16 protein-coding genes and 2 riboswitches are annotated in these 16947 nt (G+C 59.6%); of the genes, 5 read left to right on the top strand and 11 right to left on the bottom strand.

Features of this window, described 5'->3' with window-relative positions:
- Positions 1–16 precede the first annotated feature (16 nt).
- On the bottom strand, positions 17–703 hold the full coding sequence (locus tag G6K99_RS12475) for a fumarylacetoacetate hydrolase family protein (RefSeq protein ID WP_174196841.1): 687 nt from the start codon (positions 701–703) through the stop codon (positions 17–19).
- A 219-nt stretch (positions 704–922) separates the two neighbouring features.
- Between G6K99_RS12475 and G6K99_RS12470 the strand changes: the two genes are divergently transcribed.
- On the top strand, positions 923–1186 hold the full coding sequence (locus G6K99_RS12470) for a hypothetical protein (protein WP_062457099.1): 264 nt from the start codon (positions 923–925) through the stop codon (positions 1184–1186).
- A 104-nt stretch (positions 1187–1290) separates the two neighbouring features.
- Here the strand turns inward: G6K99_RS12470 and G6K99_RS12465 are convergent, their stop codons facing one another.
- Both G6K99_RS12465 and G6K99_RS23525 read right to left on the bottom strand, forming a co-directional pair.
- Positions 1291–3870 (bottom strand): HWE histidine kinase domain-containing protein, encoded by a 2580-nt coding sequence (locus G6K99_RS12465; RefSeq protein ID WP_062580637.1) that lies wholly within the window; start codon positions 3868–3870, stop codon positions 1291–1293.
- A gap of 21 nt (positions 3871–3891) precedes the next feature.
- On the bottom strand, positions 3892–5100 hold the full coding sequence (locus G6K99_RS23525) for a helix-turn-helix domain-containing protein (protein WP_371816168.1): 1209 nt from the start codon (positions 5098–5100) through the stop codon (positions 3892–3894).
- Between G6K99_RS23525 and dusA the strand changes: the two genes are divergently transcribed.
- Complete coding sequence (dusA, locus tag G6K99_RS12455; RefSeq protein ID WP_244631437.1) at positions 5077–6042, top strand: tRNA dihydrouridine(20/20a) synthase DusA; 966 nt, start codon at positions 5077–5079, stop codon at positions 6040–6042. The two genes, G6K99_RS23525 and dusA, sit on opposite strands and share 24 nt — an antisense overlap.
- 150 nt (positions 6043–6192) lie before the next feature.
- Complete coding sequence (locus G6K99_RS12450; protein WP_174196685.1) at positions 6193–8550, top strand: EAL domain-containing protein; 2358 nt, start codon at positions 6193–6195, stop codon at positions 8548–8550.
- A 9-nt stretch (positions 8551–8559) separates the two neighbouring features.
- Here G6K99_RS12450 and G6K99_RS12445 read toward each other — a convergent pair whose 3' ends face one another.
- Entirely contained in the window at positions 8560–9162 is a 603-nt protein-coding gene (locus tag G6K99_RS12445) for a TetR/AcrR family transcriptional regulator (RefSeq protein WP_113112177.1), read from the bottom strand.
- A gap of 148 nt (positions 9163–9310) precedes the next feature.
- On the opposite strand from G6K99_RS12445, the gene G6K99_RS12440 reads away from it, so the two are divergent.
- Positions 9311–9700 carry a RidA family protein gene (locus G6K99_RS12440; RefSeq protein ID WP_092662284.1) on the top strand — a complete coding sequence of 130 codons (390 nt, stop codon included), beginning with the start codon at positions 9311–9313 and terminating at the stop codon, positions 9698–9700.
- 41 nt (positions 9701–9741) lie between these two features.
- Here G6K99_RS12440 and G6K99_RS12435 read toward each other — a convergent pair whose 3' ends face one another.
- The 7 genes from G6K99_RS12435 to gcvT all read right to left on the bottom strand — a co-directional run bounded on the left by G6K99_RS12435 (position 9742) and on the right by gcvT (position 15903).
- Positions 9742–9999 (bottom strand): hypothetical protein, encoded by a 258-nt coding sequence (locus G6K99_RS12435; protein ID WP_062457086.1) that lies wholly within the window; start codon positions 9997–9999, stop codon positions 9742–9744.
- A gap of 196 nt (positions 10000–10195) precedes the next feature.
- Positions 10196–10420, bottom strand: a complete 225-nt coding sequence (locus G6K99_RS12430; RefSeq protein WP_062458069.1) for a hypothetical protein — start codon at positions 10418–10420, stop codon at positions 10196–10198.
- A 117-nt stretch (positions 10421–10537) separates the two neighbouring features.
- The gene (rpsU, locus tag G6K99_RS12425; RefSeq protein WP_062457083.1) at positions 10538–10783 is read right to left on the bottom strand and encodes a 30S ribosomal protein S21; all 246 of its coding nucleotides are present in this window, start codon (positions 10781–10783) and stop codon (positions 10538–10540) included.
- Positions 10784–11016: 233 nt separating this feature from the next.
- Positions 11017–11226 (bottom strand): cold-shock protein, encoded by a 210-nt coding sequence (locus tag G6K99_RS12420; RefSeq protein WP_062457081.1) that lies wholly within the window; start codon positions 11224–11226, stop codon positions 11017–11019.
- Between the two features lie 227 nt (positions 11227–11453).
- Complete coding sequence (gene gcvP, locus G6K99_RS12415; RefSeq protein ID WP_174196684.1) at positions 11454–14327, bottom strand: aminomethyl-transferring glycine dehydrogenase; 2874 nt, start codon at positions 14325–14327, stop codon at positions 11454–11456.
- A complete protein-coding gene (gene gcvH, locus G6K99_RS12410) occupies positions 14324–14686 on the bottom strand; it encodes a glycine cleavage system protein GcvH (protein ID WP_174196683.1) in 363 nt (120 codons plus the stop codon). The genes gcvP and gcvH overlap by 4 nt, the downstream gene beginning before the upstream one ends.
- 80 nt (positions 14687–14766) lie before the next feature.
- Positions 14767–15903 carry a glycine cleavage system aminomethyltransferase GcvT gene (gene gcvT, locus G6K99_RS12405; RefSeq protein ID WP_174196682.1) on the bottom strand — a complete coding sequence of 379 codons (1137 nt, stop codon included), beginning with the start codon at positions 15901–15903 and terminating at the stop codon, positions 14767–14769.
- 85 nt (positions 15904–15988) lie between these two features.
- A riboswitch (glycine riboswitch) is annotated at positions 15989–16073 on the bottom strand.
- A riboswitch (glycine riboswitch) is annotated at positions 16074–16160 on the bottom strand.
- A gap of 173 nt (positions 16161–16333) precedes the next feature.
- Here gcvT and G6K99_RS12400 point away from each other — a divergent pair.
- Positions 16334–16879, top strand: coding sequence for a copper chaperone PCu(A)C (locus G6K99_RS12400; protein WP_174196681.1), 546 nt, complete (start codon positions 16334–16336; stop codon positions 16877–16879).
- Positions 16880–16947 lie beyond the last annotated feature (68 nt).

Below are 16947 nucleotides of genomic sequence, written 5' to 3'. Positions count from 1 at the left end.
ACCTCCGGTTCGTGCTTCAGACCACCGTGAGAGAGAGTTCGCCGACACCCTCGGCGCTGCAGGTGATCGTGTCGCCCTTGACGATCGGACCGACGCCGGCCGGCGTCCCGGTCATGATCACGTCACCGGGCGCAAGCACGAAGAGCTTCGACAGTTCGGCGATGATTTCCGGCAGCTTCCAGATCATCTGGTTGAGGTTGCCGGACTGCTTGCGCTCGCCATTGACCTCGAGCCAGATCGCACCTTCCTGCGGATGTCCGATCTTTGCGGCCGGGACGAGCGCGGAGACGGGCGCCGAATGCTCGAACGCCTTTGCCGATTCCCACGGCCGGCTCATCTTCTTTGCCTTGTCCTGCACATCGCGCCGCGTGAAGTCGATGCCGATCCCGTAGCCATAGACCTTGGACAGGGCCTCTTCGACCGGAATGTCTGCGCCGCCATCGGAAAGCGCCATCACCAACTCGACTTCGAAATGCACATCGGAAGAGACTGGCGGGTATGGAAACGTGTCGCCATGATAGAGATTGTCGGCATTCTTCTGAAAGAAGAAGGGCGGCTCGCGTGACGGATCATGGCCCATTTCGATGGCGTGGTCCGCATAGTTGCGGCCGACGCAATAAACCCGGCGCACCGGAAACTGTTCGGTCTCGCCCTCGACATCAAGAAGCACGGGCTTGGGGGCAGGGATCACGGTAGCGCGCATCGAAAAAATTCCTTCGGTCATCGATAGGCGTCCTTTGTCCACCAATTCGGCCGACAATCCTAGCCCGATTTCTGCACAGCCGTACGGCTGGCGTGAATTTTCGCTTTGCTATAAGGGAAAGCGCATTCGGCAAATATGCCGGCCATGCAACCGAACAAGGGCCGGCGTGTTGAGCTGGCGTCTCTCTAAAGACAGCACGAAAACGAAGGTTCTTCACCGATGACGAAACAGCCCAAACTCGAACATTCAGAATTCGCCGGTGAGTTCGAAGACGATGGCGTCACCGTGCTCGTCGATATCTATCGCCCGGCCGATACCAATGGCGACTGGACGCTCGAGGTCATCAGCCAGACGGAAGTCGTGACCAGCTGGGAAGAGACGTTCGCGACCGACAAGGACGCCTGGGAAGAATTCCTTGCCACCGCCGAGCGCGACGGCATCAAGAGCTTCCTTGAAGAAGACGACGGCCAGTCGGTCCACTGAACAGGCTGTCATGCCGGCAACCTGCAGGTTGAGGTCATTGACCGCAGTGGGAGCAGGGAACGTCGTTTCAGAGCGGATGAATGACGAGCGCGCGAGCACTTTCGTCAGCCACCTTCGACAGTCGCTTTCGTCAGCACCTGTTGCACGGCGCGCGCAAGATGATCACGCTCATAGGGCTTCTGGATGACGACCTCACTTTCCTTTCTGCGCGCGATCGCCAGTTCGTTGCCGTAGCCGGTCGCGAAGATAAACGGCGTTCCGGCTTGCCCGAGCTTGGTCGCAAGATCGAAACTTGTGCCGCGACCGACATTGATGTCCAGCATAGCGAACTGGAAACTCTGCTTGGCAAGCAACTGTTCGGCTTCGGCAATAGTGGAGGCGAGGTGAACTTGAACCGCGCCCAGCTCGTACAGCATGTCCTCGGCCTCCAGTGCGATGAGCATGTTGTCCTCGACCAGCAGAACCTGCGCATCGTGCAGTAGTTGCTTTGGGGGGAGGCTGGTTGCTTTCAGGGTATCGGGCTCGATCATCGTCTGCGTCGGTGCCGGGTCTTCAGGCGCAATGATCACATAATTCAGCGGGATGAAGAAATCCGCTTCCAACCCGGCCAGCAGGAAGCGGACCTCTGCCGTTCCCTTCAGATCGAACGGAATCGTTTTCTCGACGATGACAGACCCAAACCCTCGCCGTGTCGGCGCAACCACGGCCGGGCCGCCGATTTCCTTCCATTTGATGTAAACGCCTTCACCGTCGACCGAGTCGACGGTCACCTCTATGCGGCCGTTGGCCGAAAGCGCGCCATGCTTGCAGCTGTTGGTGACGAGTTCATGAACCACCAGCGCAATGGTCGACATCGCCTGTGGCTGCAGCAGAACGTTCGGCCCCTTCAAGGTAAATCGACCGCGTACGCCGTCATGTGCCGCGATCTCATCCTGAAAGATGCCGGCGAGCGGCGCGGGGCCCCAGCTCTGGCGCGTGACGCGGTCATGGGCTCGCGCGAGCGCCTGCACCCGTCCGCCGAGCGATTCGACATAGCTCGCGACATCAACGGCCGTGTGGCTTGTCTTCGTCATGAGACTGCGGATCAGGGCAAGGATGTTGCGGACGCGGTGATTGAGTTCGGCAATCAGCACTTCCTGACGTTCGGAAGCACGTCGTCTCTCGTCGCTGGCGCCGTCCGAATAGCGCAGGATGACTTCGATCAGTGCCTGTCTGATCGCTTCGCCGATGCGCTGATCGCGATCGGAAAAAGGGTTGGATTTGCCGCGGACGAGTTCGGCGAATGCTGCGAAGCTTTTGCGGGGCGATATGCGTTCGCTCTCGGTGCCTGCTTCCGCTGGCTTTGCAGGATTGCCACCCCACCTGATCTCGCTCAGCCGCTCGCGGCGGAACAGCAAGATATAGTCGCGCGGAACCCGCGAGATGGGGATCGACAGCATGCCGGCGGCGCGGTCCGCTGTCTCGCTGCACGGCGCATGGACCGAAGCCAAGTTGTCGGTCGTGAAGACCCGGCTCGGCGAGGCGGCGTTCAGATGATGGGCCAGAGAGATGACATTATGTTCCGACGGCGTGGCGCCGTGAAGATGAGCTTTGCCGCGACGGTAAATTGCGACACCATCGCAATCCAACATGTCGCGCGTCATGTCCTGCAGCCACTGAGCATCTTCCATCAACGATTCGTCACCAGCAATCATCGTAATGACGCGATCAGCCAAAGCACGTGCGCGATGCTCGTGCTCCTCGCTGCCGCGCCGCAGACGGCTCTCCAGCATCATCGAATACATCGCGCCGAACAGTTCCGATGCGGTCCGCATGATGAAGCTCGGCAGGCGCGGTCCATTGGCATGGCATGCGATAAGCCCCCAAAGCTTTTCCTCGACGACGATCGAAATCGATAGGGAGGCACCGACCTCCATGTTGCGCAGATATTCGATATGGACCGGAGACACGGCACGGCTGATCGACATCGACAGGTCAAGCGGTGGCGTGACCGCATCCGCGGGAGGCAGTAACGCCACGGTTGGTGCCGCGACGTCGGCTATGATGCGGAAAGGGTTGCGCAAGTACAATTCGCGCGCCTGGCGTGGGATGTCCGACGCGGGATAATGAAGCCCGAGGAAGCTATCCACCCCGGCGCGTGTTGATTCCGCGATGACTTCGCCATGACCGTCTGTGTCGAACCGATAGATCATCACTCGATCAAAGCCGGTGATCGCCAGGACCTGTCGGACCGCATCTCTGTGGAATTTCTCGATTGAAGGAACTTTGGTCAGACGCGCAGCCATTGCGCGAACCATCGAAGCCGCCTCCACCCGTTCGGTCTTCTGTGTCCGTTCTCCTTCGACAATCAGAAGATCGCCCTGAAAATGGATCGACAGATCGACGTTGGGCAATCCCTGCACCAGCTTCACGTCGAAGATTCTCTCTCCTGTCGTTGACGCCAAAATCGCCATCCGGTTCCGGATGTCGTGGAGCGCCGTCTCACTGATCCACGTGTCGAAGCGCGTGCCCAGGAGTTTCTCCGGTTTGACGTTGAAGAATGTTTCGCAGTTCTCGGATACGCGAACGATCGTCCAGTCGTTCGACATCGCAACGAGGAACGCGAAGTTCTGGATCTCTTCGAGCCGCGTGATCGGCTCCCTATCGCAGACGATCAGACTGGCATCTGTGTACTCATAGCCCATTGGTGGCCCCCGCCATTTTGCCTAACGTTGCAGACGATATTTCAGCGGAGAGGTCCCCATCACCTCATGAAACGCCCTTCGAAACTGTGGTGTGCCCTTGTACCCGACTGCCCCGGCAATCGCGTCGATGGGCAGGTCAACCTGAGCAAGGAGCGTGACAGCTCGCGAGATGCGCCGCCGTTGAACAAACGAGTGTGGATTTTCCCCGGTCGTCGCCTTGAAGGCACGGGAAAAATGAAAACGGCTGAGCCCGGCGACAGCTGCCAGCTCCGCCAGGCCGACTGTTGCCTGCAGATGCCCCTCCACGAAATCCGTGACCGCGGCGATCTGCCGGTCCGACAGACGCCCCTGCCTGTCGGCCATCACCCCGAAAACCTCAAGCGATGCCAGCAGGCAGACGCTCTCCGCGTGGAGCTCGTCCACATGAGGCGCCCTGAGAACCGCTTCAAGCTTCTTGAGTGTGGCGCGTAACTGTGGATCGCGGGAGTAGGCGAACGGCGCAGGATCCCGCTCGGAATATCTACCAGCCAGATCTTCACGGATCGCCTTTGGATCGAAATACATAGCGACAAATCGGTTGGTTCGTGGCTGAGGCTGGCACCAGCCCTCGATGCCGCAGCCTTTGGGCACGAAGGTGATCGTGTCGCGCAAGTCCTTTTTATGGAGCGTCGGAAGACCGTCCACGCGCAGCTCACCATCAGTGAGAGTGATGTCGTGCAATGCGAGATAGTGGTTCTCGCCACGGCTTCTGAAGTCATACGGTTCAGCACCGCTCAGCTCGACATACTCGGCCGAAATTCCGTTCAAGTCGAACGCCGCCCGTGCGACATGCGCCATGGCCGGCTCTGCAAAATCTATCTCAAGACCGCGAGAAGAACTCATATGCCTGACTAGCACGCATTTTGCTCGGATTAAACAAAATTTGCTACTGAAGGGTAGGGTTTGCACCTTGGTTGGCGACCGCTCACCTTCGATGGCATCTCGTCCGTCCAAAGTCGAATTCCCTGTAGAAGAGGCTTTCACCTCGAGACTCAGCCCATCTACGCTCCAGCCGGTTCCAATCCGCACCAACCTGGCGACAACGCATTTTTGCCGTTTGTCTTTCGCCAGGCTCAAAATCTTGTTATCCGTGCCGCCACGCACCGGAATAGTCGCTCGGAAACAATGCCAACGCATCCTCATAAAAAAGTCTTCGCTGTCGCCCCGATGATCGACTGGACCGATCGTCACTGCCGTTTCCTGCACCGGCAGCTGTCGTCGCGCGCGCTTCTTTATACGGAGATGGTCGTCGCCGATGCGATCATCCATGGGCCGCGGGAGCGGCTCTTGTCCTATTCGCCGGCAGAACATCCTGTTGCCTTGCAGCTCGGCGGCTCGAATGCGGAAAAGCTGTCCGAGGCGATCCGGATCGCCGGTGATTACGGTTACGACGAGATCAACCTCAATGTCGGATGCCCCTCGGACCGGGTGCAGTCGGGGACATTCGGTGCCTGCCTGATGCGCGATCCTGCGCATGTTGCAGATCTCGTCACAGCCATGAAAAAGGTTTCACAGGCGCCTGTGACCGTCAAATGCCGCATCGGCGTTGATGATCAGGAGCCGGCCGACGTCCTGCCGGACTTTCTCGCGAGAATGATTGGTGCCGGTGCCGACGCGATCTGGATCCATGCCCGCAAGGCCTGGCTGCAGGGACTGTCGCCGAAACAAAACCGCGAGGTTCCTCCACTGGATTACGATCTGGTCCATCGGATGAAGCGTGAGAACCCGGATGTGTTTCTCGGGATCAACGGCGGTATTGCCGATCTTAAGCAAGCTGCTGAACACCTGGAGGTAATGGATGGCGTCATGCTCGGCCGCGCTGCCTATCACAACACCGGCTTGCTGGCGGGCGTCGATGCGCTTCTGGATGAAAGACTTGAGTATCCAGACCCTGACTGGCTGGCGCTGCGCGACGCGATGATTGCCTATGCGGATCAGGTTATCGCCTCCGGTGGCAGATTGCATCACGTGACGCGTCACATGGTTGGTTTGTTTCAGGGCTATCCCGGGGCGCGTCGGTTCCGCCAGATCCTGTCGTCGGAGGCGACGAAGCCTGGCGCTGGCACCGAAATCATGACGGCTGCGTTCGCGGCGGTAGATTTGAGCTCCGGGCTCGAAAAGGCGGCCGGATAAGCCTTTTGGGATCAAGATCGCGCACCCAGGGCGCGTTACCGGACACGTGGATGCCGGGACTGTATATTATTATTTCCTTAAATATTAACACCTAGTGTTTTGCTGACAAGTCGATGAAATTGTTCGTCGTGCATTCTTGTGGTGGCATCCATGTTTCGAGTTCTCGAATGCGTCGTGGTTCAGCATGATCGAAGCACTGTTCTTCTCGCGGCCGGCATCTGCGTCGTCGGCATGCTCGCCTTTTTTCTGATCCATAGACGGGCGATCGAGTGCAACGAACGTCGGCGGCGGGTCTGGCTCCTTGTCGCCAGCGCCACGGGCGGGCTTTCCATCTGGTCGACGCATTTCGTGGCAATGCTCGCCTACCAGGGCACGATCGCGATCGAATTCGAGCGCGTCCTCACCCTTGTCTCGGCTCTGACTGCCGTCGCCGGCTTCTGGTTGGCGCTGCAGATCGCCGATCGATCGAAGACGGTTTCTTCGCTCGCAGCCGGCATGGTCGCCACCGTCACGGTCGCCGCCATGCACTTGATCGGCACCGAAGCGATCCGTGCCGCGGCAACGACCCGCTACGAAATGACGCCGATCTTGATCGGCTCTGTTGTCTCTTTCTCTCTCTTCACCGCGGCGTTCGCCTCCACGACGCTTCGAAGAAGCACCCTGCGCCTGATCTGTGCAGTCGCTGCCAGTGTTGCTGCCATTTGCATCCTGCATTTCACTGCAATGTCGGCGACCGAGCTGATCCCCGATCCGACGCTTCCAGAGGCCTCGCTCGACGGTGGCGGGCGGATCTGGCTGACCGGCGCGGTTTCGATCGTCATGAGTGTGATCGTGCTGACGACTGTTGCCGCGAGCTTCATCGACCGGTACCTGACGGATTTGCGTGGCTTCGCCAACGCGACGCTTGAAGGCCTCGCGGTGGTTCGCGATGGCCGCGTCATCGAGACCAATGCTCGCTTTGCCGAATTGCTGTTGCTGCGCGACCGAGACATCCTCGGCCGAGATCCCGACGATCTTCTGGCGGCAGCCGACGGTCTTCCGCTGACGGCTCAAAGGAATTCCGCAGTCGCTGCCACGCCGAAAGTGACGGACCGTGAGGTCTTTCTCGAGGTTGCCGTCCATACGATCGAGTATCGCGGTCGCTCCTGCCAGGTTCTGGCTGTCCGCGATCTGACCGAGAAGCGCATTGCGGAGCGCCGCATCGAACACATGGCCCGCCACGACGCGTTGACGGACCTTCCCAACCGTACGCTCTTCAACGATCGGCTCGACGGTGCCTTGAGGACGGCTGCACTTTCCGGCGATGTGCTGGCGGTGCTTGCCCTTGATCTCGACCGCTTCAAGGCCGTCAACGATGTGTTCGGCCATGCGGAAGGCGATCGTGTCCTGATCCGGGTCGCCGATATCCTGCGGCGCTGTGTCGGTCCGGCCGATACGCCGTCCCGCATCGGCGGCGACGAGTTCATCATCCTCCAGACAGGCGTCGAGCAGCCGGCGGGCGCAAACCTGCTCGCCGAGCGTATCCTGGAAACCTTCCGCACCGAAATGAATGTCGCACTCGATCCCACCGCCGTGGGCGTAAGCATCGGCTGCGCGGTTTATCCGGACGACGGAGAAACGCCTGATGACTTGCGCAATGCGGCCGACATGGCCCTCTACAATGCGAAGTTCTCGGGACGTGGTACGGCAGCATTCTATTCCGCGGCAATGGACGCAGAGCTGCGCGAGCGGCGCGAGATCGAGAGCGAGTTGCGCTACGCCGTACTGCGCTCGCAACTCAGCATGGTATTCCAGCCACTCTTTGATGCCACAAGCGGCCTCTGCTCGGGCTATGAGGCCCTGATGCGGTGGAAGCATCCGCAATGGGGCAATGTCTCACCGAGCGTCTTCATTCCGGTTGCCGAGGAAACCGGCATCATCGTGCCGATCGGTGAATGGGCGATGCGCGAAGCCTGCAGGGTCGCCAGTACCTGGGATGACGGCCTGGCGGTAGCGGTCAACGTTTCGGCCATCCAGTTTCGCTTCCCGAACCTTGTCGACATGATTGCGTCGGCACTGGATGAGAGCGGCCTGGAGCCCCATCGGCTTGAACTCGAGATCACAGAGACCTCGCTGCTCAAGGATCGCGACACAACGCTCGCGACCTTGCTCCGGTTGAAGGCGCTGGGAGTCCATGTGGTGATGGATGACTTCGGCACCGGCTATTCGTCGCTCAGCAACCTGCACAGCTTCCCCTTTGACAAGATCAAGATCGACCGCAGTTTTATCAGCGAGATGGAGGAAAGCGACAGCGCCCGTGCCATCGTCAAAGCCATCATCGGTCTCGGCAAGAGCCTGGACTTGCCCGTCGTCGCGGAAGGCATCGAGACCTTCGGGCAGCACCGGATGGTGGTCGAAGACGGCTGCGAACAGCTGCAGGGTTTTCTCCTCGGCAAGCCGAAGAGCGAGGGCGAAGTGGAGATCCTCTCAGGAATTCGCAATCTTCCGACTTATCGCCGTCGAGGTTGAGGTGGGCGATCATACGGGCTGTTTCGTCAGCAACCCGCTGGCAAGATGACGGAACGCTTCGACGGCTTTTTCCAACACGGCCGGCGGATCGTCGGCCGCAGCGATCCACAGTGCGGCGTTGAGTGCCGCACCGTTGATGAGACGTGCGGCGGCCTCCGCATCCATACTCTTGACCGTCCCTTCGGCGATGAGAGCGCTGATCGTATCCGCCGTGGTGCGCAGACAGGCGTTCTGATTGGGCCAACGCGATGGGTCGCCGAGGACAGCAGGACCATCCAGCAACATGATGCGCTGAATTTCCGGCTCCAGCGACATCTCGATATAGGCGACCGCCTCGGCAAGAAAGCCGTCCCAAAGTGTCCCGCCAGCGTGGTCTGCTGCAGCACGCATCCGCCGCAGCATCTCGGAATCGATCTGATCGATCACCGCTTGTAAAAGACCCTTCTTGTCACCGAAATTATGGTAGAGCGCACCCCGCGTCAGGCCGGCGGACGCCGTGAAGTCGTCCATGGACGAGCTGGCATAGCCTTTCTCGGCGAAGGACTTGCGAGCCGCGCTGATCAGCTTGACCCGCGTTTCTTCCATCATTGTTGTACGCTTGCTCGGCGCCATCGCTCACCCCCGGATCGAATTCTTACAGCAGTTGACATACGCAGCGTATCTGAGATACGCAGTTGCATACGGAGCGTATATCAAGATTGACGTGGGCAGGGAAGGCTCCTGCAACGCCGAGCACTCAACAACCGATTGGAGACGAGCTATGATCGAACGAGAAGCAATTTTCCCCGCAGGCCGACAGGCCCTTTACGAGATCAACAAATACTCAGCCGCGATAAGGTCGGGTGATCTTCTCTTTGTGTCCGGACAGGTTGGCAGCCGTGATGACGGAACGCCGGAACCGAATTTTGAAAAACAGGTTCAACTCGCGTTCGACAATCTGCGTGCGGTTCTCGCAGCGGCAGGCTGCGGGTTCGACGACATCATCGACGTCACCACGTTTCACACCGACCCTGAAAATCAGTTCGGGACGATTCAGGCAGTTCGCTTGGGCATAATGGGGGAAAAGCCGTACCCGAATTGGACAGCGGTCGGGGTAAACTGGCTCGCGGGGTTCGATTTCGAGATCAAAGTGATCGCTCGTATCCCGTAATCCCGAGCGAGACGCGATTGCAGCACGGTCAGGGCCCAATATCAGGCTACGGCGAGTTGCCGTAGCAATCGCTTCAATTCGACCGATTCCGGCAGAGGCTCGGGCGGTTCCGACTTGAGGTTGTTGCGATCATTGAGTTCAAACTGGTACCAGTTGAAAAGACCCGATGCGACAGTCTGAGCCTCCTCGCTCGACACGTCCACATGTCTCTCCTCGCACCAGGCTTCCAGGAATCTCTGAAGAAGTTCGAGATCATCCGAACCTAGCACGATCGCCGATGAGGCGTTGTCCTGACACATTCTACCCTCGCATCCTTGACAGGCACTCTCCTGATATCGGCATAGCCGGATGATCAGAAAAGACTGCGGGGCGTCTTTGAAAAGGCGACACCTGAGCGCTGCATCCCGGAGTATGCATGCGTCCCGCAGTGCAAGTTAACGCAGAACCAACGAATTGGTTCAATTCGGGAAAAGCAGTCGGGAGTAAAACGAAAGATTAGGAAGTCTTGACCGCGCGCTTGGTCTTCGTCGCCGCTTTTTTTACAGGGGCGGGGGCATCAGCGGTCTGCTGGAGCCGCAGAGCACGTAGTTTTTCTGTCTTCTTTTCACGAGCAATAACTTCGGCGTCCAGGATGTCACGCACCACGGAGTTGGTCTGCTCCGATTTGGCTTGTGCCGACATTTTCGCGGGCTTGAAGAACTGGTCCTTGGTCGCTGTCATGCTTTCCTCCTGGAAACGGCCGATGTCTGCCGTGGACCGCGAGAATGGCATAGACTGCCATCCTGCGATTGGTTGCGTGGCTCTGGCTTGTGCTCAAAACCACGCTCATGTCGGAGCCTAGCGGGCGCGAGCTACGATGACTTTTTTCTTCGGAGCCGGAAGCAGGCCTTCGCGCTGCATCTGCTTGCGAGCAAGCTTGCGCGCGCGACGGATCGCATCTGCTTTTTCACGTGCACGCTTTTCGGAAGGCTTTTCGTAAGCGCTACGAGCCTTCATTTCGCGGAAGATACCTTCGCGCTGCATCTTCTTCTTCAGGACGCGGAGAGCCTGATCAACGTTGTTATCTCTGACGAGTACCTGCAAAATATCTCCTTACGCGGCGAACCGCTATCTCTTGAAATTTGTCGGACGCGGGTTGATCGGGAAGCGATCTCACATCCGCTCTCTTTTCACCCATTCGAAGTTAAACCGTCTAGCACAGTAAAACCTCAGAATGGACGAAAAAACAAAAGGCCGGGAGATGAACCCCGACCTTCCACCATCATCGCCGCCTTCGTGCCAGTACATCCGTGGTCACGCGGGGCAATGACAAAACCTTAAGCAGCGCGCAGGTTGTCTGCGGAGCTCTTGCCAGAACGCTTGTCCTGGACGATTTCGTAGCTGATCTTCTGACCTTCGTTCAGGCCATTCATGCCAGCGCGCTCAACAGCGGAAATGTGAACGAACACATCCTGGCTGCCGTTGTCAGGCTGAATGAAACCAAAACCCTTGGTGCTGTTAAACCACTTTACAGTGCCGGTATCCATAACGATTTCCTTTCAATCGTAGTAAGTTGCCAACCCTGAAATACGGGGTCGGGGGTAGATCGACGTTGAGAGGAAATCAGAAAGAGCTCCAAGTTTTCCGGGAGCTGCGGACGAGTCGCTAGCAAAGTTCGATGAAACTCAAAATAGAGAATAATTGCACTTAAACAAGGGCTGCGCGAAAATATATACCGGAGAGGCCCAAAGCCTGGGCCTTTCCGGTATTCGTGTTACTCCGCGGCCTCCGCGTAGTCCTCAAGCGGCGGGCAGGTGCAGAGCAGATTGCGGTCGCCATAGACATTGTCGACGCGGTTGACCGGCGACCAGTATTTGTCGACACGGAAAGCGCCCGGCGGGTAGCAGGCCTGTTCGCGGCTATAAGGACGATCCCATTCGCCGACCAGGTCTTCCACCGTGTGCGGGGCGTTCTTCAGCGGGTTGTTGACCCTGTCCATGCGACCGTCTTCGATCGCACGAGCCTCTTCGCGGACTGCCAGCATCGCATCGCAGAACCGGTCGATCTCAGCCTTCGTTTCCGATTCCGTCGGTTCGATCATCAGCGTACCGGCAACCGGCCAGCTCATCGTCGGGGCGTGAAAGCCGCAGTCGATCAGGCGTTTTGCAACATCGTCGACAGAGACGCCGGCCGAGGCGTTGAGCGGGCGGGTGTCGATGATGCACTCATGCGCGACGCGTCCGCTTGCGGACTTGTAGAGCACATCGTAGGCGCCCTTGAGCCGGGCTGCGATATAGTTGGCGTTGAGGATCGCAACCTTCGTCGCCTGCGTGAGCCCTTCGCCGCCCATCATCAGGCAGTAGGACCAGGAGATCGGCAGGATCGAGGGAGAGCCGAACGGCGCCGCCGAAACCGCACCTTCGCTGCCAAGTTCTCCGGCCCATTGCGGGTGACCGGGCAGGTGGCTTGCCAGGTGCGCCTTGACGCCGATCGGACCCATGCCGGGACCGCCGCCGCCATGCGGAATGCAGAACGTCTTGTGCAGATTGAGATGCGAAACGTCGGAGCCAATGTCACCGGGGCGGGACAATCCGACCATGGCATTCATATTGGCACCGTCGAGATAGACCTGGCCGCCATTGGCATGGGTGATCTCGCAGATCTCCTTCACCGTCTCCTCGAACACGCCGTGTGTCGAAGGATAGGTGATCATGCAGCAAGACAGATTTGCCGCATGCTGCTGTGCCTTGGCACGGAAGTCTTCGAGATCGATATCGCCGTTCTCGAGCACTTTCACGACCACGACCTTCATGCCGACCATCTGGGCCGAGGCAGGATTGGTGCCGTGCGCGGAGGTGGGGATGAGGCAGACGTCGCGATGCGTATCGCCATTGGCGATATGATAGTTGCGGATCGTCAGCAGGCCCGCATACTCGCCCTGCGCACCGGAATTCGGCTGCATCGAGAAAGCATCGTAACCGGTGATCTGGCAGAGCTTTGCCGAGAGATCGTCGATCATCTCCTTGTAGCCGAGCGCCTGGTCGACGGGCACGAACGGATGGATGTCGGAAAACTCCGGCCAGGTGATCGGCAGCATTTCAGCCGTCGCGTTCAGCTTCATCGTGCAGGAGCCGAGCGGGATCATCGCGCGATCGAGCGCCAGGTCGCGGTCCGACAGGCGGCGGATGTAGCGGGTCATCTCGCTTTCGGCGCGGTTCATGTGGAAGATCGGATGGGTCATGTAATCCGATTTTCTGAGAAGTGCGTTGGGCAGGCGGTATTCGACCGCGAAGTCCGACACATTGAAGTCGCCGCCGAATGCGCGCCAGACGGCTTCCAGCGTTGCCGGGCGGGTGCGTTCGTCGAGCGACATGCCGATCTTGGTTTCACCGACCTTGCGCAGGTTGACGCCTTCAGCAACGGCCGCCCGCATGATCACACCCTGCATGTGGCCGACCTCGACAGTGAACGTGTCGAAGAACGTATCGGGTTCGATCGTGTAGCCGAGCTTTTCGAGGCCCTTGGCCATCAGCACGGCTTTCTTGTGGACAGCCTGGGCAATCGCCTTCAGGCCTTCCGGGCCGTGGAAGACGCCGTACATCGAGGCCATGACGGCGAGCAGAACCTGCGCCGTGCAGATGTTCGATGTCGCCTTCTCGCGGCGGATATGCTGTTCGCGGGTCTGCAGCGACAGGCGGTAGGCACGGTTGCCGCGGGCATCGACGGAGACGCCGACGAGGCGGCCGGGCATGGCGCGCTTGTGCGCATCCTTGACCGACATGTAGGCCGCGTGCGGGCCGCCGTAACCGACAGGCACGCCAAATCGCTGCGACGAGCCGATCGCGATATCCGCACCCATTTCGCCGGGCGATTTCAAAAGCGTCAGCGCCAGAAGATCGGCCGCCATAGCAGCGACCGCACCGGTCTGGTGCAGGCGGGAGATAAGGCCCGAGAAGTCACGCACTTCGCCGTTCGTGCCGGGATACTGGAAGATCGCGCCGAACACGTCGACCGGGTCGAGATCGGTCATCGGATCACCGACGATCACGCTCCAGCCGAGCGGGGCTGCACGTGTCTCGATCAACGCAATCGTCTGCGGATGACAGGCGTGATCGACGAAGAAGGCGGTTGCCTTCGATTTCGCCTGGCGCTGGCAAAGCGCCATGGCTTCGGCAGCCGCCGTCGCTTCATCGAGCAGCGAGGCATTGGCGACGTCGAGGCCGGTCAGGTCGCAGATCATCGTCTGGAAGTTCAGGAGCGCTTCGAGGCGGCCTTGGGAGATTTCCGGCTGGTAGGGCGTGTATGCCGTGTACCAGGCTGGGTTCTCCAGAATGTTGCGCTGGATGACCGGCGGCGTCACGGTGCCGTAATAGCCCTGTCCGATCAGCGTGGTCAGCACCTGGTTCTTATTTGCGGTCTCGCGCAGCTTGTCGAGCGCTTCGCGTTCGGTCAGCGCCGCACCCCAGGTCAGCGGGTTCTGCTGACGGATGGAGGCGGGAACCGTGGCATCGATCAGCGCGTCGAGCGACTTGTAGCCGATCACGGCAAGCATATCGGTCATCTCCGTCGGGGAGGGACCGATATGGCGACGGTTGGCAAAGTCGTAAGGATCGTAGTCGGTGAAGTGGAAGTCGGTCGAGTCGCTCATCCGATCAGTTCCTTATAGGTAGCTTCGTCCATCAGCGCGTCTGCGTCAGCCGCATTCTTGAGCTTCAGCTTGAAGAACCAGCCGGCAGCCTGCGGATCGGAATTGACCAGCGACGGGTCGTCGACGATCGCCTGATTGACTTCGGTGACTTCGCCGTCGAGCGGCGAATAGACGTCGGAGGCTGCCTTGACGCTTTCGACGGTTGCGGCATTGCCGTCCTTCACCAGCTCGGCACCGACTTCCGGCAGTTCGACAAACACGAGATCACCGAGCTGCTCGGCAGCATGGGTGGTGATGCCGACGGTGGCAACGCCGTCTTCGAGTTTCAGCCATTCGTGTTCGGCGGTGAATTTCAGCATGGGAATGTCCTCTTGAGGAAAGCGTGGATCGGGATGACGTGGGGGGAGGCCGGGGATGGGGCCAGGCCGCCCGCGCGTGTTTATCGCTTGTAGGTCGGCGTGATGAACGGCAGCGCGGCCACCGTCATCGGCAGGTATTTTCCACGGACCTCGGCAAAGACCTGCGTACCCGCTGCTGCATGGGTAACCGGCAGGTAGCCCATGGCGACCGGACCTTCGACCGTCGGGCCGAATGTGCCCGACGTAACTTCGCCGAGCTCCTTGAGCCCGTCCGCATCGGCAAACAGTTTCGCATGCGAACGCACAGGCGCCTTGCCTTCCGGCTTCAGACCAACTCGGCGGCGGCTGGTGCCACCGGCCAGTTCGGCGAGGATGCGGTCCGCTCCCGGAAACCCGCCTTCACGATCGCCGCCGGCCTTGCGGGCCTTCTGCAGCGCCCATTCGAGCGATGCTTCGATCGGTGACGTCGTCGTGTCGATGTCGTTTCCATAAAGACACAGACCGGCTTCGAGCCGCAAGCTATCACGAGCGCCGAGGCCGATGGCTTCGCTGTCGGGATGTTCGAGCAGTGCCTTGGCAACTGAGACGGCATGGTCCTGCGGGATCGAGATCTCAAAACCATCCTCGCCGGAATAACCGGAGCGCGAGATGATGCAAGCAACGTCGTGCAGCGGCACTTCGCGGACATCCATGAACTTCATCGAGGAGACGCCAGCCCAAAGCTCAGCCAGAACAGCTTCGGCGCGTGGCCCCTGGAGGGCGATCAGCGCGCGGTCGTCCAGCAGGGTGACCTCGCAGTCCGGAAGGTGCGCCTTCATGTGCGCAAGGTCGGCATCCTTGCAGGCGGCATTGACGACAACGAGAAGATGGTCGCCGCGATTGGTGATCATGAGGTCGTCGAGAATGCAGCCATTGGCGTCGGTAAAGAACCCATACCGCTGACGGCCTTCCTTCAGCGACAGGATATCGACCGGAACGAGCTTTTCCAGCGCAAGTGCTGCATCTGCATAGTCGCCGGACTTCGCTCTGACGATGACCTGGCCCATGTGGGAGACATCGAACAGGCCTGCGGCGGCGCGCGTATGGAGGTGCTCCTTCATCACGCCGAGCGGATATTGCACCGGCATGTCGTAGCCCGCGAACGGCACCATCTTCGCGCCAAGCGAGAGATGCAGCGCGTTGAGCGGTGTGGTCTTGAGAACTGAGTGATCGTCCAAAAAGGCGCCTCCAGGTTTTGGGCGCTCGCTGAGTAAAATCAGCTCACACGCCGGCTCTGATCAGGGCGCGGTTACGCGCCTGTTTCGAGCCCCCTCTGTCCTTTTCGCCTGAGATTGTTATCCCTTCGGCGAGCCCCCGATGACGGTTGCTACTCTCCAGAGTTCCGGTTGGTCGCCCGTGGTCCTTTTGCCTGAGAGTTTCCGGGGCGGTTGCTCCTTCGGCACCGCATCGAAGCGGCTTCTCCCAACGGGTATGAGGTTCATTATCGAGGAGGCGACAGGTTTGACAAGGGGAGAATGTCGTCGTGACAAAGATTTTTGTCGTACACCATAGGTTTAGGCATCGCGACTGAGTGCCAAGGTTCAAGCTTTCCGCACGTTCATTAATCTGCTCTACCCGTCGTCTTGAAAGACGATGGGAGGCGTTGTCATGAAATTTCTTGCGACTCTGGCGCTGTTTGCAGCGACACTTGGTGCGGCGGCAGATCAATCCTATGCCCAGGCGGGAGATGCCGGTTCCGGGAATGGTGGCATGCACATGCACGGATCGTCCGATCCGGCGGCCACATCGGGCGCCACAGTCAAAGTCGGTACGCTCGAGATTTCCGGCGGCTATGTTCGCGCCATGCTTCCCGGCCAGCCGGTCGGCGGTGGCTATCTCGTGATCCGCAACACGGGCAGCGAAGACGATAGACTCGTCTCTGCCTCATCGCCTCTGTCGCCTGCCGTGGAGATCCACGAAATGTCGATGCAGGGCCAGATCATGAAGATGCGCCGTCTCGAAGGCGGCATTGCGGTCCCGGCCGGCCAGACCGTCGAGTTGAGGCCCAGTGGACTGCATCTGATGTTCACCAAAGTCGCGACGCCTTTCAAGCAGGGCGACAGCGTGCCCCTGAAGCTGACCTTCGAGAAGTCCGGCAGTCTCGATCTCACGCTCCCGGTCCAGGGTTTCCGTCCTGGCAACCAGCATAACTGATCACGCGGGATGTGATCTCAGGCGTAATATCTCGTTTAGCTCCGCCATCTATTCTACCGATGGGTTGG

The sequence above is a fragment of the Neorhizobium sp. AL 9.2.2 genome, from assembly GCF_013317225.1.
Lineage (GTDB): Bacteria > Pseudomonadota > Alphaproteobacteria > Rhizobiales > Rhizobiaceae > Neorhizobium > Neorhizobium soli.
The sequence above is the reverse complement of the archived record's forward strand: the minus strand, read 5'-3'. Positions and strand labels throughout refer to the sequence as shown.

What these genes read in the sequence shown, in the direction of transcription:
- G6K99_RS12475 (WP_174196841.1), bottom strand. Translation starts at nt 703, where the DNA reads ATGCGCGCTACCGTGATCCCTGCCCCCAAGCCCGTGCTTCTTGATGTC.
- G6K99_RS12470 (WP_062457099.1), top strand. Translation starts at nt 923, where the DNA reads ATGACGAAACAGCCCAAACTCGAACATTCAGAATTCGCCGGTGAGTTC.
- G6K99_RS12465 (WP_062580637.1), bottom strand. Translation starts at nt 3,870, where the DNA reads ATGGGCTATGAGTACACAGATGCCAGTCTGATCGTCTGCGATAGGGAG.
- dusA (WP_244631437.1), top strand. Translation starts at nt 5,077, where the DNA reads ATGATCGACTGGACCGATCGTCACTGCCGTTTCCTGCACCGGCAGCTG.
- G6K99_RS12450 (WP_174196685.1), top strand. Translation starts at nt 6,193, where the DNA reads ATGTTTCGAGTTCTCGAATGCGTCGTGGTTCAGCATGATCGAAGCACT.
- G6K99_RS12445 (WP_113112177.1), bottom strand. Translation starts at nt 9,162, where the DNA reads ATGGCGCCGAGCAAGCGTACAACAATGATGGAAGAAACGCGGGTCAAG.
- G6K99_RS12440 (WP_092662284.1), top strand. Translation starts at nt 9,311, where the DNA reads ATGATCGAACGAGAAGCAATTTTCCCCGCAGGCCGACAGGCCCTTTAC.
- G6K99_RS12435 (WP_062457086.1), bottom strand. Translation starts at nt 9,999, where the DNA reads ATGTGTCAGGACAACGCCTCATCGGCGATCGTGCTAGGTTCGGATGAT.
- G6K99_RS12430 (WP_062458069.1), bottom strand. Translation starts at nt 10,420, where the DNA reads ATGACAGCGACCAAGGACCAGTTCTTCAAGCCCGCGAAAATGTCGGCA.
- G6K99_RS12420 (WP_062457081.1), bottom strand. Translation starts at nt 11,226, where the DNA reads ATGGATACCGGCACTGTAAAGTGGTTTAACAGCACCAAGGGTTTTGGT.
- gcvP (WP_174196684.1), bottom strand. Translation starts at nt 14,327, where the DNA reads ATGAGCGACTCGACCGACTTCCACTTCACCGACTACGATCCTTACGAC.
- gcvH (WP_174196683.1), bottom strand. Translation starts at nt 14,686, where the DNA reads ATGCTGAAATTCACCGCCGAACACGAATGGCTGAAACTCGAAGACGGC.
- G6K99_RS12400 (WP_174196681.1), top strand. Translation starts at nt 16,334, where the DNA reads ATGAAATTTCTTGCGACTCTGGCGCTGTTTGCAGCGACACTTGGTGCG.